12 protein-coding genes and 3 pseudogenes are annotated in these 14,888 nt (G+C 66.3%); 5 read left to right on the forward strand and 10 right to left on the reverse strand.

Annotated elements, in window-relative coordinates; genetic code table 11:
* Positions 1 to 440 precede the first annotated feature (440 nt).
* Genes V8F63_RS06875 through V8F63_RS06895 form a run of 5 tightly spaced genes read right to left on the reverse strand, consistent with a single transcriptional unit; the run spans position 441 to position 2,359 of the window.
* On the reverse strand, positions 441 to 788 hold the full coding sequence (locus tag V8F63_RS06875) for a hypothetical protein (RefSeq protein ID WP_392354862.1): 348 nt from the start codon (positions 786 to 788) through the stop codon (positions 441 to 443).
* 29 nt (positions 789 to 817) lie between these two features.
* Complete coding sequence (locus tag V8F63_RS06880) at positions 818 to 1,195, reverse strand: hypothetical protein (protein WP_003170423.1); 378 nt, start codon at positions 1,193 to 1,195, stop codon at positions 818 to 820.
* Between the two features lie 47 nt (positions 1,196 to 1,242).
* Positions 1,243 to 1,536: a hypothetical protein gene (locus V8F63_RS06885; RefSeq protein WP_313633817.1), complete on the reverse strand. Its 294-nt coding sequence runs from the start codon at positions 1,534 to 1,536 to the stop codon at positions 1,243 to 1,245.
* Between the two features lie 14 nt (positions 1,537 to 1,550).
* Complete coding sequence (locus tag V8F63_RS06890; protein ID WP_392354863.1) at positions 1,551 to 2,153, reverse strand: hypothetical protein; 603 nt, start codon at positions 2,151 to 2,153, stop codon at positions 1,551 to 1,553.
* Between the two features lie 56 nt (positions 2,154 to 2,209).
* Positions 2,210 to 2,359, reverse strand: a complete 150-nt coding sequence (locus V8F63_RS06895) for a hypothetical protein (RefSeq protein ID WP_392354864.1) — start codon at positions 2,357 to 2,359, stop codon at positions 2,210 to 2,212.
* Positions 2,360 to 2,673: 314 nt separating this feature from the next.
* On the opposite strand from V8F63_RS06895, the gene V8F63_RS06900 reads away from it, so the two are divergent.
* The 5 genes and pseudogenes from V8F63_RS06900 (at position 2,674) to hmgA (ending at position 9,250) form a co-directional block, all read left to right on the forward strand.
* A complete protein-coding gene (locus tag V8F63_RS06900) occupies positions 2,674 to 3,387 on the forward strand; it encodes an EAL domain-containing protein (protein ID WP_392354865.1) in 714 nt (237 codons plus the stop codon).
* Positions 3,388 to 3,393: 6 nt separating this feature from the next.
* Positions 3,394 to 3,849, forward strand: a complete 456-nt coding sequence (locus V8F63_RS06905) for a BLUF domain-containing protein (RefSeq protein WP_392354866.1) — start codon at positions 3,394 to 3,396, stop codon at positions 3,847 to 3,849.
* Positions 3,850 to 4,305: 456 nt separating this feature from the next.
* On the forward strand, positions 4,306 to 5,400 hold the full coding sequence (locus V8F63_RS06910; RefSeq protein WP_392354867.1) for a hypothetical protein: 1,095 nt from the start codon (positions 4,306 to 4,308) through the stop codon (positions 5,398 to 5,400).
* Between the two features lie 612 nt (positions 5,401 to 6,012).
* Positions 6,013 to 7,819 (forward strand): annotated as a pseudogene (gene lepA / locus V8F63_RS06915) (translation elongation factor 4).
* A 135-nt stretch (positions 7,820 to 7,954) separates the two neighbouring features.
* A complete protein-coding gene (gene hmgA / locus V8F63_RS06920; protein ID WP_392354868.1) occupies positions 7,955 to 9,250 on the forward strand; it encodes a homogentisate 1,2-dioxygenase in 1,296 nt (431 codons plus the stop codon).
* An 84-nt stretch (positions 9,251 to 9,334) separates the two neighbouring features.
* On the opposite strand, the gene V8F63_RS06925 is transcribed toward hmgA, so the two are convergent.
* The 5 genes and pseudogenes from V8F63_RS06925 to zwf all read right to left on the reverse strand — a co-directional run bounded on the left by V8F63_RS06925 (position 9,335) and on the right by zwf (position 14,870).
* Positions 9,335 to 9,604, reverse strand: coding sequence for a hypothetical protein (locus V8F63_RS06925; RefSeq protein ID WP_025976207.1), 270 nt, complete (start codon positions 9,602 to 9,604; stop codon positions 9,335 to 9,337).
* Between the two features lie 72 nt (positions 9,605 to 9,676).
* Complete coding sequence (gene glk, locus V8F63_RS06930) at positions 9,677 to 10,645, reverse strand: glucokinase (RefSeq protein WP_303705354.1); 969 nt, start codon at positions 10,643 to 10,645, stop codon at positions 9,677 to 9,679.
* An 11-nt stretch (positions 10,646 to 10,656) separates the two neighbouring features.
* A pseudogene (edd, locus tag V8F63_RS06935) lies at positions 10,657 to 12,544 on the reverse strand (phosphogluconate dehydratase).
* A complete protein-coding gene (gene pgl, locus V8F63_RS06940; protein WP_392354869.1) occupies positions 12,544 to 13,245 on the reverse strand; it encodes a 6-phosphogluconolactonase in 702 nt (233 codons plus the stop codon). Before pgl ends, edd begins: the two are co-directional and overlap by 1 nt.
* A 171-nt stretch (positions 13,246 to 13,416) precedes the next feature.
* Positions 13,417 to 14,870: pseudogene (zwf, locus tag V8F63_RS06945) on the reverse strand (glucose-6-phosphate dehydrogenase).
* Between the last annotated feature and the right edge of the window lie 18 nt (positions 14,871 to 14,888).

Raw genomic sequence — 14,888 nt, forward strand, 5'->3', positions numbered from 1 at the left:
CGACTGCGACCAAGGCGATAGGCCATGATGATCTCCAGGTCAGCTTGTGAGGGTCGGATTTGCGCTTTCCGCCAATCGCGGTTAGGCGATGCGTCTACTTAGGGGAGAGGCGATTTGAAGAAGCTGATTGCGACGACTGTCATGATTGCAGCATTACTGTCGTGCGCAGGCACCGCTGCTGCTGGAACCTATCAGGGCGTTGCAAGTCATGACGGTACACAGTGGGAGATTTATTGGATTAATGTTTGGCCAACATGCTCATTTAAATCTCTATCTTCTTCTTCGCCTTCTGTAGTATTGGCTACTATTGACGGCGTCGATAGAGATTTAACTAGATATAATATCGGTGTTAATAACATAACCGGCAAGAATTATTTGACATTCCTCCCGAGTCCTCCTGGCGTCTTGAATAAGATGACATTTCAGGGCCAAGACTCATTTCAGTGTGACGGCCACACTTTCCTTCTTCCTGGATATGTCGCTCCCACCGCCATTCCCACCATGTCCGAATGGGCGATGATTTTGCTGGGCGTCTTGCTGGCTGGCGGTGCGGCGCTGATGATCCAGCGGCGGCGTCCGGCGGCCTGATCCCCACTCTGGTTGCGCCCGAAGTAGAAGCCGAGGATCAGCAGCATCCCGTCCTTGAACATCGACGCCACCAGCATGACAGCGTCGGCATAGCGCTCGGCCACCATGTCGCCCAGCCAGGCGATCATCGGCAGGAACAGCAGGTTGCCGGCCAGGAAGCCGAGGGCGAGGATCGTCGTGGTGCGCGGCAGGTTGATCACCTGAGGCCACCAGCGGGGCGGTTTGCGCCTCATGCTCCGGCTCCGTTCTTGATGCTGATGCCCGCGACGAAGGCGGCGATGCCGGCCAGCAGCCACGGCGCGGTCTGACGCAGCCAATCGACCAGGGCCTTGGCGCCCTTCTGCTGATCCCGCGTCCCCTCCAGATCGTCGATGCGCTTGAAAGCGGCCGACAGGCGGTCGTTCAGGGCCTCGATCTGGCGCTCATACTCGCGCGCCTCCAGCTTGATGACCCGCTCGCGCACGTCATCGACCTTGGCGTTCATCCGCTCGACCTGACGGCCAAGGGCTGACACCGCATCGGTCAGACCGCGCATGGCATGAATTTCGGCCATGCTGACGGCCTCCGGCTTGGTGACCGGAGTGATGATCTCGTCGCCTGCGGACATGCGGGCTCCTACGCGATGGGTTTTGGAGAAGAGACGAACCTGGTTCGTCAGGCAGCCGGCTCGGCCGGTTCCGCCTGGGGCGGCTGCGGCAGCCCGAAGTTCTCGGCCAGTTGCCCGGCCAGGAAACGGGCCTGCGCGCCGCTGTTCGCGAGACGGTCGGGCAGGCCGCCGTGCCAGAGCGCGAACCCATCCAGATCCGACGTCTTCATGGCCACGACCTCGGCGCTGATGATCATCAGCTTGTCGATGATGGCCTGCACCTGGGCGTTCCGGGCATCCAGCAGTTGTTGTGCGTCGGGATAGGGCGTACCGCCCTCGGGATTGTTTTGCGTAGTCGACATTATGCGCTCCTTTGCTACGCGCCGAAGTAACCAGACACGTTGAAGTGGTCGATGAAATCGCCAGTGTTCTGGTTGTAGAGGTAGACATCAAAGCCGAAGCTGCGTCGGCCGCCCGTCGTATTCAGGACCACGGCGAAGCGGATGCTGTCGCCGTTATAAACGGTCATGTAGCTGGTGCCGTTGTACAGCTGCGTCGTCAGGATATCGCCGCGCTGGGTCTGGCAGGCCATGACGCTGTCGCGGATGGGACCTGACACGGAGTAGTTGGCGATCTGAACGACGACAGTAACCGGCTGATTGATGCCCGATACCGACTGATAGTTGTTATAGGTGTAGTAACCGCCGTCGTAGGTATCGAACCAGATATTCCCGAAATCCATGTGGTTCAGGGAATAGCCGGCGACATTATAGTTGTCGTCGTTATCAACCGTCAGCGTTAGGCGGCCGCCCGTCAGGCTGACGTGGCCCACGCTTTCGTTCCAGAAAGCGATGTCCCACTGCCCCCACCGCCGCCCGGACGAGGTGTCGCCATAGGCGTAATAGTAGACCCAATCGCCGTTGTTCACGGTGAAATCGACATACCGCGTGGCCGATCGCCGAGAGTCGATCTCGGCCACCTTCGTCCACGGCCCGTTCGGCCCCGGCCCTCGATAAACGTAGGTGACCGCCGCCGTCAGATTCCCGAATAGTTGAACCGCTCGACCCGCAGCGTCACGGTGCGGTTGATGCCGGTGAACTGAACGACGCTCTCGACGCCATGGCCGCAGCCGACGGCCATAACCCCGACCTGGCGCCCGGCCTGATCGCCATAGAGACCGATCATTGGATCCAGGTCTTGTCGGCCGTGCGCGCAGGCTCGGGTTTGCACGACGGCCTGCGCCACAGGGAGATTGTGATCCACGTCGGATCGCAGCAGGAAACGGAGGTGCTCACGCGCGGTGAGGCGGGAGAGCGCGGCGCGCCGTTCGCCCGGCGTCCCGATCAGCGCCCTGTTCGCTTTTTCAGCGCGCCGTCGCCGTCTGCAAGATTTCGTAAAGAGGTCCGGCTCTACGCAGATATCCAACCAGCAGGGAGCGCGAGCGATGGCGACGGGATGCGAGGGCTGCCGCGACGGCCGGGTTCGATCTGCCCTTCTCGATGGCTTTCCAACCCATCGTGGATATCGCCAACCAGACGATCTTCGCGCACGAGGCCCTGGTGCGCGGCGTCGGCGGCGAAGGCGCCTATTCGGTTCTGAGCCGGGTCGCGGACGACAACCGCTATGCTTTCGACCAGCAGTGCCGGGTCAAGGCCATCGAAATGGCCACCGCCCTGGACCTGCCGCGCGACGGCGCGCGACTGTCGATCAACTTCATGCCCAATGCGGTCTATGAGCCGCGGGCCTGTATTCGCCTGACCCTGGCGACGGCCATGCGCACCGGCTTTCCGCTCGACCGGATCATCTTCGAGTTCACCGAAGACGAGAAGCTGGACGCCAACCACCTGCTGAATATCCTGCGCACCTACCGCGCCATGGGGTTCAAGACGGCGATCGACGATTTCGGCGCCGGTTATGCGGGTCTGGGCCTGCTGTCGAAATTCCAGCCCGACATCGTCAAACTGGATATGGAGTTGATCCGCGACATCGACCGCGATCAGGCTAAGCAGAAGATCGTCAAATCCCTGCTGGGCCTGATGGCCGACCTGGGCATTCAGACCATCTGCGAAGGCGTCGAAACCCAGGACGAGCTGCGGGCGCTGGAGGATCTCGGCGCCCACCTGATCCAGGGCTACGCCCTGGCCCGACCGGCGTTCGAGAGCCTGGTGAACGCCGACGCCCTGACCCCCATGCAGGCGCGCCAAGTCGCCTGAACCCACATGCGACAACTGATCTACGTCAGCAGGGTCGTTCCCGGCTTGCAGGACGAAGACGCCTTGCTGCGATCCATCCTCGAGGTCTCGGTCCGAAACAACACCGCCGTGGCGGTGAGCGGCATGCTGCTGCGCCATCGCGACCATTTCTTCCAGGCGCTGGAAGGGTCGGCTGCCGCCGTGGAAGCCATCTATCGCCGGGTGCGGCGAGACCCGCGCCATCAGGACCTCAAGCTTCTTCAGGACGCGACGCCGACATCCAGAAGTTTCGCCGGCTGGGCGATGTGCGGCCACAATATGGGGCCGGCAGACAATGAAATCCTGGAAGTCCTGGCGCTGAGACGCGGGTTTGATCCGCAACGAATCAGCGGTCCTGGCGCCTTGTCGCTGTTGAGAACCGTGCACGCTGTGCAGCAGCGCGTAGACCTACGGACCCAGCCGGCGGTCGTTATTGAAGCTTGAACCATCGCACCGGGTCTCTGCCCGAAGCCGGACTCTTACGCGGGGCCGCCTGCGGTTATCAGTGCTGGACGAAGGCGCTTCGGACGCTTCGGCGCCGACAAGCTACTGAAAACTCATAGAGCGCCCAGGTTGTCATCGTGGGGTCAAAGGTTCAATGCCTGCCCGCCGCCATTCTTTACAAGCCGTTGGATGGCCTGAGCGGCGCGAGGCTTGCTTCGCTGAAGCGTGATTCGCCTCTGGCGGCCTGCGGCGGGTTGTTCGCCAGCTCAGAATCTCTTGCTCTCTCGCGCCGTGTTTTCTTCGGGTATCGCGCCGGCACTCATTGATCCGTCCGGGATTATTGCGCTGTATCCCGGTTTACATTCGGCCCAGCTTGCCGCCCAATCCCCCATTGGGCGACGCTTGTCCGCGCGCCTGGCTCTCGAGGGGAGCCGTGACGCTTATTGGGGGTTGAGGATGAAGAAACTGCTTGTCGCCGCAGTGTCGGCGCTGGCTCTGGCCGGGCCGGTCATGGCTCAGGACGCGGCGCCGGCCGGGGCGCGCTCGGACGCGGCGCGTGAGCGCGGCGAGGCGGCCATTCCGCCGCCCGTGATGTCCGAGACCCGCCACACCGGCGTCTTCGGCGGGCAGCGCATCGCCTATCGCGCCATCGCCGGCGAGACCTATCTGAAGGACAAGGACGGCAAGCCGCTCGCGGCCATGGTCTCCTACAGCTACATCAAGGAAGGCCCGAAGGATCCGAACCGTCCGGTCACCTTCCTGTGGAACGGCGGCCCCGGCTCGGGCTCGCTGTGGCTGCACATGGGCGCCTTCGGGCCCAAGCGCGTGGTCGTGCCCTCGGACGCCAAGGATGACGGCGCGGCGCCGTTTCCGATCATCGACAACCCCGAGTCCCTGCTGGACGTCACCGACATCGTCTTCATCGACCCGATCGGCACCGGCTTCAGCCGCGCCCTGGGCAAGACCGATCCGGCCGACTACTGGGGCGTGACCAAGGACGCCAAGTCGATCGCCGAGTTCATCCGCATGTGGCTGAACACGCATGAGCGCTGGAACGCGCCCAAGTTCATCGGCGGCGAAAGCTATGGCACCACCCGTTCGGCCGCCGTCATCAATGAACTGGAAGGCAGCTACACCGACGTTTCGATCAACGGCATCCTGCTGATCTCGTCGATCCTGGACTTCAGCCTGGCCGCCGATGCGCAGGGCAACGAGCCTCGGCTTCGTCACCAATCTGCCGTCGATGGCGGCCACGGCCTGGTATCACGACAAGGTGCCGAACAAGCCCGCCACGGTGGAGGAGTTCGTCGCCGAGGCCCGGGCGTGGGCCATCGGCCCCTACGCCACGGCCCTGCTGAAGGGCAACGACCTGACGGCGCAAGAGCGGGCGGCCATCCTGCCGCAGCTATCGCGCTACACCGGCGTGTCCCAGGCCTATCTGAGCAACGCCAACCTGCGCCTGTCGCCCAGCCGCTTCTACAAGGAGCTGCTGCGGGATCGGGGCCTGACCATCGGCCGTCTGGACACCCGCTACACCGGCGTCGACTATGACAACGCCGGCGACCGCCCGGACAACGACCCCAGCTTCTACGGCATCGACGGCGCCTATACCGCCGCCATGAACGCCTGGGCGCGCGAAGGGCTGAAGTACTCGCCTGACGTGGTCTATTCCTCGATCGGCGGCACCCGCAACTGGGACTGGAACCTGCCGACCGCCGGGCGCGGCGGCGCCGAGTATCTGAACGTGGCCCCCTATATCGGCCGCGCCCTGCGCGAGAACAGCGCCCTGCGCGTCTGGGTGGGGCAAGGCTACTACGACTTCGCCACGCCCTTCTTCGGCGCCGAATATTCGCTGAACCGTCCGGGCTTCCCGACCGACGGCCGCATCGAGTGGCACTACTACCACTCGGGCCACATGATGTACGTGCGTGAAGACGACCTGAAGAAGCTGTCCAGCGACATCCGCTCCTTCATCCGCGCGCGCTAACCCAGCGCCCGCCAAGGCAGCAGACGCCGTCCGTTCCTGATGCAGGGGCGGGCGGCGTTTTTCGTCGCCTCCCCAGCGGAAGCTCCAGGGCCTGTGGCCCTTGAGGTCTGATCTTCGGCTCCTTGCGCGTCAGCGTCGTGGCGCAAAGCCGCGCGCCGTGCTACGCGCGCCGGACCATGACGACGCCCCCTATCGAACGCATCCGCAATTTCTCGGTGGTCGCCCACATCGACCACGGCAAGTCGACCTTGTCCGACCGCCTGATCCAGTTCACGGGCGGCCTGACCGCGCGCGAAATGTCCGAGCAGGTGCTCGACAACATGGACATCGAGAAAGAGCGCGGCATCACCATCAAGGCGCAGACCGTGCGCCTGAACTACAAGGCCAAGGACGGGCAGGACTACGTCCTGAACCTGATGGACACGCCGGGCCACGTCGACTTCGCCTATGAGGTGTCGCGCTCGCTGGCGGCCTGTGAAGGCTCGATCCTGGTGGTGGACGCCTCGCAAGGGGTCGAGGCCCAGACGCTGGCCAACGTCTATCAGGCCATCGACAACAACCATGAGATCGTCCCGGTCCTGAACAAGATCGACCTGCCCGCCGCCGAGCCGGAGCGGGTCAAGGCCCAGATCGAGGACGTCATCGGTCTGGACGCCTCGGACGCCATCGAATGCTCGGCCAAGTCGGGTCTGGGCATCGAAGACGTGCTGGAAGGCATCGTCGCGCGCCTGCCGGCCCAAGGGCGACATCAACGCTCCGCTGAAGGCCATGCTGGTCGACGCCTGGTACGACCCCTACCTGGGCGTGGTGCTGCTGGTGCGCGTGTTCGACGGCGTTCTGAAGGCGGGGATGCGCGTCAAGATGATGCAGACCGGTTCTACCCATCTGGTCGATCGCGTCGGCGTCTTCCTGCCCAAGAACACCCCGGTCGAGCAGCTTGGCCCCGGCGAGGTCGGCTTCATCACCGCCCAGATCAAGGAAGTCGCCCACGCCGCCGTCGGCGACACCATCACCGACGAGAAGAAGCCGACCGCCGAAGCCCTGAAGGGTTTTAAGGAAGTCCAGTCGGTGGTTTTCTGCGGCCTGTTCCCGGTCGACGCCGCCGATTTCGAGGACCTGCGCGCCGCCATCGGCAAGCTGCGCCTGAACGACGCCAGCTTCACCTATGAGATGGAGAGCTCGGCCGCCCTGGGCTTCGGCTTCCGTTGCGGCTTCCTGGGCCTGCTGCACCTGGAGATCATTCAGGAGCGCCTGAGCCGCGAGTTCAACCTCGATCTGATCGCGACGGCGCCGTCGGTCGTCTACAAGATCGGCCTGCGCGACGGGACCGAGATCGACCTGCACAACCCGGCCGACCTGCCGGACGTCATGCAGATCGAGACCATCAGCGAGCCGTGGATCAAGGCCACCATCCTGACCCCCGACGAATACCTCGGCGGCGTGATCAAGCTGTGCCAGGACCGTCGCGGCAGCCAGATCGAGCTGTCCTATGTCGGCAGCCGCGCGCTTGTGGTCTACGAGCTGCCGCTGAACGAGGTGGTGTTCGACTTCTACGACCGGCTGAAGTCGATCTCGAAGGGCTACGCCTCGTTCGACTATGAGATCACCGACTACAAGGTCGGCGACCTGGTGAAGATGTCGATCCTGGTCAACGCCGAGCCGGTGGACGCCCTGTCCATGCTGGTCCACCGCGCCCGCGCCGAGACGCGCGGCCGGGGTATGGTCGAGAAGATGAAGGAGCTGATCCCTCCGCACATGTTCACCATCCCGATCCAGGCCGCCATCGGCGGCAAGATCATCGCCCGCGAGACGGTGCGCGCCCTGCGCAAGGACGTGACGAGCAAGTGCTACGGCGGCGACGCCACCCGCAAGAAGAAGCTGCTGGAGAAGCAGAAGGCGGGCAAGAAGCGGATGCGCCAGTTCGGCAAGGTCGAGATCCCGCAGGAAGCCTTCATCGCCGCCCTGAAGATGGACGAGGACTGACGGCCGAGCCCGCCCTCTTCATCCCTGTTCGCACAAGGATGATGCCGGGGCGGGTTTGATCCAAGGCAAAGTCATCCCCCTCGGGGTGACGCTGCGATGCGGATCGCTTACATCTCTCGCCAAGGGAGAAACGATATGACGCGATCCAACGCGCCCGCCTATCAGAGCGGCTTCGCCAATCACTTCGCTACGGAGGCCGTGGACGGCGCCCTGCCGGTCGGGCGCAACTCGCCGCAGCGCCCGGCGCTGGGCCTCTATGCCGAACAACTGTCGGGCACCGCCTTCACCGCGCCGCGCGACCACAATCTGCGCAGCTGGCTGTATCGCCTGCGGCCCTCGGCCCAGCACGGGCCGTATCAGCCGTTCGCGCAGGGCCGGGTGCGGTCCGGCCCCTTCACCGAGACGCCGCCCAATCCCAACCGGATGCGTTGGGACCCGCTGCCCATGCCGGACCAGCCGACCGACTGGGTCGAGGGGCTGACCACCTATGGCGGCAACGGTTGCGCCGATTCCGGCACGGGGGTGGGCGTTCACCTCTATGTCGCCAACCGCTCGATGGTCGACCGCGTCTTCTATTCGGCCGACGGCGAACTGCTGATCGTGCCGCAGCAGGGGATGCAGCGTTTCGTCACCGAGATGGGCCTCATCGAGGCGGCGCCGGGCCACATCGTCGTCATTCCGCGCGGCGTGCGTTTCCGCGTCGAGGTGGACGGCGAGGCGCGCGGCTATGTCTGCGAGAACTACGGCGCGCCCTTCCGCCTGCCGGACCTGGGCCCCATCGGCTCCAACGGCCTGGCCAATCCGCGCGACTTCGAGACGCCCGTCGCCTGGTTCGAGGACGTGGACCGTCCGACCCAGTGCGTTCAGAAATACGGCGGCCAGCTGTGGGCCACGACCTTCGACCACAGTCCGCTGGACGTGGTCGCCTGGCACGGCAACTACGCCCCCTGCCGCTATGACACGGCGCGGTTCAACACCATCGGCACGGTCAGCTTCGACCACCCTGACCCGTCGATCTTCACCGTCCTGACCTCGCCCAGCGATACGCCAGGCACCGCCAACTGCGACTTCGTCATCTTCCCGCCGCGCTGGATGGTGGCCGAAGACACCTTCCGCCCGCCGTGGTTCCACCGCAACGTCATGAGCGAGTTCATGGGGCTGATCTTCGGCGAGTATGACGCCAAGGCGGGCGGCTTCGCGCCGGGCGGCGCTTCCTTGCACAACCGCATGAGCGGCCACGGCCCCGACCAGGCCAGCTGGAACGGCGCGACCAAGGCGGACCTCAAGCCGCACAAGATCGAGAACACCCTGGCCTTCATGTTCGAGACCCGGATGCCGATCCGCACGACCCAGTGGGCTGAACAGACTCCGCTGATGCAGCTCGATTACGACGACTGCTGGACCGGGTTCCAGAAGGGCGCGGCCGGCTGAGGCGTGGCGCTCCAGCTTGAATTCTAGGCGTGAAAAAGCCCCCATCGCCAGCGCGGTGGGGGCTTGATCATTCTGGACCGTCTCTTAGTTCGACGGGGCCGGCGGATTGGTGCTCGGCGAGGTGTTCGGCGTATTCTCGGTGGTCATGCCGCCGTCGGCGTTGCCCGCTTGTTGCTCGATGCGGTCGGCCTCGGCGTTCAGGGCGCGCTCTTCGGCTTCATTCGGCGTGGCGGCGGCCTGAGCTTCCAGGGCGTCGGCCTTCTGTTCCGCAGCCCGGTCGGCGGCGCTTTCGCCGCAGGCGGCCAGGCCGGCGAAGGCGGCGATGGAGACGGCGGTCAGAACGAGTTTACGCATGGTGTTCCTCCAAAGGTTGAGGCCCGAGTAACGCCTCGTCCTCACATTCGGTTCACGCCCCTGTGATCATTTTTATCGCTCTTGTGCGAGCGCGACGCGCGCGGCCCCCAGCAGGGCGGCGTGTTCGTGCAGGATCACCTTCGTTGGGATGGCGGCCATATAGTCCTGGAACCGCCCCTTGCGCTCGAACCGGCGACGGAAGGGGCTGGCCTGAATGAACGGCAGAATGCGCGGGACGATGCCCCCGGCGATATAGACCCCGCCGCGCGCGCCGGTGGTCAGGGCGATGTCGCCCGCCACGGCTCCCAGCATGGCGCAGAAGCGGGCCAGGGTGGCGCCGCACGGGCTGTTCGGGTCGTCCAGGGCCTGGGCGGTGATCTGGGCGGGGTCGTCAATATGGGTCTCGCGGCCGTCGATCTCGGCCAGGGCGCGATGCAGGTTCAGCAGGCCGGGCCCGCAGATCAGCCGCTCGATCGACACCCGTTCATAGCGGCGGCGCAGGATGCGCAGCACTTCGTCCTCGACCGCGTCGCCGGGGGCGAAACAGGCGTGGCCGCCTTCACCCGCGAGCGCCGTCTCGCGCCCCTGGGCGTCGCGCGCCAGGGCCGACACGCCGAAGCCCGTGCCGGGCCCGACCACGGCGATGGTCGCGTGCGGATCGCCCTCGTCCGGCCCGCCCAGCGACGCCAGCTGATCCGGCGGCACGACCGGCGCGCCCCAGGCCTGGGCCTCGAAGTCGTTGATCAGCCGCACCGGATCGAGGCCCAGCGTCTGCAGCTCCTGCTCCGACACCCGCCAGGTCGAGTTGGTCATGTCGATGGCGCCGTGCGCGACCGGCCCCGCCACGGCGATCACCCCGCCGCTGGGCCGAACCTCGCACCCGTCCAGATAGGCGGCCACGCCCTCCAGAAAGGTCGGATAGGTCCGGGCGGGAAAGCTGTCGAAATGCTCCAGCACGGTGCGGCCCTCGACGGTGCGGGCCAGGGCGAACCGGGCGTTGGTGCCGCCGACGTCGCCGACCAGAAGCGGGGCAGAGGTCATGCTGTCCTGCGTCATGCGTCCACCGCGCGATCGACCAGGTTCGGATCGGGCGGGCCGTCGTCATGGCCGTCGGCGCCGATGGGGGCGCTGAAACAGACGCTGGCGCCTTGCTCGGCCGTCGACACCGCCTGGCGGAAGGCGCCGAACAGCTCGCGTCCATAACCCCATGACGAGCCCTCTGCGTGGACGCGTGAGCGGGCGGCCGCAGGACGGGCCTTCAGGTCGCCGGCGCCGACGGTGGTCAGCACCCCCGCCTCGGGGTCCAGCCGGATCACGTCGCCGTCGCGCACATGGGCCAGCGGCCCGCCGGCCAGCGCCTCGGGGCTGACATGGATGGCGGCGGGCGTCTTGCCGCTGGCGCCCGACATGCGGCCGTCGGTGACGAAGGCGACCTTGAAGCCCTTGTCCTGCAGCACGCTGAGCGCGGGCGACAGGCTGTGCAGTTCCGGCATCCCATTGGCGCGCGGCCCCTGAAAGCGCAGCACCACCACCACGTCGCGGTCCAGCTTTCCATCCTTGAAGGCCTGCAGCGCGTCTTCCTGGGTCTCGAACACGGCGGCGGGGGCCTCGACGATGCGGTTCTCAGGCTTGACCGCCGAGATCTTGATCACCGCCCGGCCGAGGTCGCCCTGCACCAGCCGCAAACCCCCTCGCGGTCGAACGGGTCCGTGGCGGGCCGCAGGATGGTCAGGTCCAGGCTCTCACGCACCGTGTCGCGCCAGACCAGTTCGTCGTCCTCCAGCCGAGGCTCCTTGAAATAGGCCTCCAGCCCCTGGCCCATGATGGTCGTCACGTCGGGATGCAGGTTCCCCGCCTCGACCAGCTCGCGGGTGACGAAGGCCACCCCGCCCGCCGCCTGAAAGGCGTTCACATCGGCCGAGCCGTTCGGATAGACCCGCGCCAGCAGCGGCGTGACCGACGACAGCTGGTCCATGTCGGTCCAGTCGATCAGCACCCCCGCAGACCGGGCCATGGCCACAAGGTGGATGGCGTGATTGGTCGACCCGCCGGTGGCCAGCAGGGCGACGATCATGTTGACGATGGTCTTTTCCGACACGACGTCGGCCATCCGGCCGCGCCCCTCGCGCGCCAGCTCGATCGCCCGCTTCGCCGCCGCCGCCGTCAGGGCGTCGCGCAGGCCGGTGTCCGGGTGGACGAAGGCCGTCGACGGCATATGCAGTCCGGCGACCTCCATCATCATCTGATTGGAGTTGGCCGTGCCGTAGAAGGTGCAGGTGCCGGGAGAGTGGTAGCTGGCGATCTCGCTCTTCAGCAGTTCGGCGCGGTCGATCAGCCCTTGCGCGTATTCAGCCCGAACGCGGGCCTTCTCGGCGTTGGGGATGCCGCTGGGCATCGGCCCTGCCGGGGCGAAGACGACGGGCAGATGGCCGAACGCCAGCGCCCCCATGAACAGGCCCGGCACGATCTTGTCGCACACCCCCAGCATCAGGGCCGCGTCGAACGCGTCGTGTGTCAGCGCCACCCCGGTCGACATGGCGATGACGTCGCGGCTGAACAGGCTCAGCTCCATGCCGGGGCGCCCTGGGTGACGCCGTCGCACATGGCCGGGGTTCCGCCCGCCACCTGGGCCGTGGCCCCCGCCTCGCGCGCGGCCTGTCGGATGATCTCAGGGAAGCGCTCGAACGGGTGGTGCGCCGACAGCATGTCGTTATAGGCGGTGACGACGCCGAGGTTCGGCTGGGCGCCGGTCATGGCCGTCAGTTTATCGGCGACGGTCTGCCCGGCGAAGGCGTGGGCCCAGTTGGCGCAGGACAGCTTGGCCCGCCCCGGTCCCGAGGCGGAGCCCGCGTCCATGCGGCGCAGATAGTCGGCGCGGGTCTGTCGGCTGCGTGCGACGATGCGGTCGGTGACCTCGGCCACCACAGGATTGAGCGCCATCACCCGGCCTCCGTCCAGATTACTTCAAGAGGGGCTTTCGCCGCGATCAGGGCGGCGACAGGGCTGACGGCCGGATCGCCCGCCGCCTCACGCTCGAACACGGCGCGCTTGTTCGCGCCCGTCAGGGCCAGCACCACGCATCGAGCCCCCGTCAGCCACGGCAGGTTGAGCGTCAACCGCTCCTGCGGCGGCGCCGCGCCGTCGCGCCCGGCGGGCACGCCATAGACGGCGGGTTTCAGCCCCGGCGTCAGCAGGGTGGTCAGCGTCGGACTGCCGGGAAACATCGAACAGATATGCCCGTCCTCGCCCATGCCCAGCAGGACGGCGTCCAGGGCTCTACTCTCGGCGGCCAGAGCCTGAGAGGCGAGGGCGGCCGCCCGATCCACCGTCACGGCAGGACTGTATAGGGGAATGAACCGCGCAACGGCGGCCGGGCCGGTCAGCAGGGCGCGCTTCAGCAGGGCCGCGTTCGAATCCGGCGAGGTCTCGGGCACATAGCGCTCGTCCACCAGCGTCGCCGTGACCCTGGCCCAGTCGAGATCGGCCTGCGCCAACCGCGCATAGATGGGCGAGGGGGTCGACCCGCCTGACCCCGCGAACAGGGCGCGCCCGTCGGCGGCCAGGGCCTGCGCCAGCGCTTCGGCCAGCCGGTCGGCGGCGGCCTCGGCCCAGGCCTCGCGGGTGGGAAAGTTCCGGATCATGCCGTCACGCTCCTTCTCCGCTCGGGGAGAAGGTGGGCCGCAGCGCGGCTCGGATGAGGGGGACGTTAGCCCCACACTCCGCCGTCTTGCGTGATAACACAGCCCCCTCATCCGTCCTGCTTCGCAGGCCACCTTCTCCCTCGAAGGGAGAAGGAGAGAAGTTGAGCTTCTTCATCGCACGTTCCACTTCCGCCCAGTGCGCGACAGCAGCAGGTCCGCCGCCTCCGGCCCCCAGCTTCCCGCGTCATAGTCCAGCGGCCGACACTCCCGGCACGACCAGGCGTCCGCCACCTCGTCCACCCATTTCCAGGCCTGCTCGGCTTCATCTCGGCGCACAAACAGGGTGGAGTCGCCGTGCAGGGCGTCCAGCAGCAGCCGCTCATAGGCGATGCGGCGACGCGGAGCCGCGCCGTCCTTCCCATCCTGCCCCCACGACAGGCTCATCTGGATCGGCTGAAGCTGCATCCGCTGCTCCAGCCCCGGCTTCTTGTTCATCACCGACAGGGAGATGTCCTCGTCCGGCTGCAGCTCGATCACCAGCCGGTTGTCGTAGATGGCCCCCGCTCGCCATGGCCGAAGATGGAGTGGGGCACCGGCTTGAACTGGATGACGATCTCGGTGCGTTTCTCGGCCAGCCGCTTGCCGGTGCGCATGAAGAAGGGCACGCCGGCCCAGCGCCAGTTGTCGATATCGGCGCGCAGGGCGACGAAGGTCTCGGTGTCCGACGGCTGGCCGCGCTCGGCTTCATAGCTCTCGACCGACCGGCCCTCGATATCTCCAGCCCTATACTGGCCGCGCACCGTGACGCGTTCGGCGTCCTCGGCCATGATGGGGCGCAGCGAGCGCAGCACCTTCACCTTCTCATTGCGCACCGAGTCGGGGTCCAGGTCGCTGGGCGGCTCCATCGCCACCAGACACAGCAGCTGCAGCATATGGTTCTGCACCATGTCCCGCAGGGCGCCGTATTCGTCGTAATAGGGCCAGCGGTCGCCGACGCCGACCGTCTCTCCGACCGTGATCTGCACATGGTCGATGGTCAGATTGTTCCACAGCGGCTCGAAGATGGCGTTGCCGAAGCGCAGGGCGATCAGGTTCTGCACCGTCTCCTTGCCCAGGTAGTGGTCGATGCGGAACACCTGCCGCTCGCCAAAGGCGTCGGCCACGGCGTCGTCGATTTCGCGGAAGCTCTCCAGATCGCGCCCGACCGGCTTTTCCAGCACGATGCGGTCGTCAGGTCCGGCCAGACCGGCCGTTTTCATGGCCGTGACGATGCGGCCGTACAGCGACGGCGACACCGCCAGAAAAGCCGTGATCGCGCCCTCGCCGGCGCGCGCCCTCAGCGGCTTCAGGCTGTCAGCGTCCGTGGCGTCTACGGCCATGTATTCCAGCCGCTCAGTCAATCGCCGCCAGCTGTCTTCGCTCCAGGCGTTGTCGGCCTCGGCGCGCGGCTGCACCGCCTCGCGCACCTTCTTCAGATAGGCCTCGGTCGTCTCTTCGGTGCGGGCGGCGGCGATGATCTTCAGCCCGTCCGGCAGCAGGCCGTCGTGATCGAGGAAGTACAGCGACGGCAGCAGCATCCGCAGGGCGAGGTCGCCCCCGCCTCCGAACAGTATCAGCGCCGCCATTCAGGTCTCCTTCGCTTC

It is taken from the genome of Brevundimonas sp. LF-1 (assembly GCF_037055305.1).
GTDB lineage: Bacteria > Pseudomonadota > Alphaproteobacteria > Caulobacterales > Caulobacteraceae > Brevundimonas > Brevundimonas sanguinis.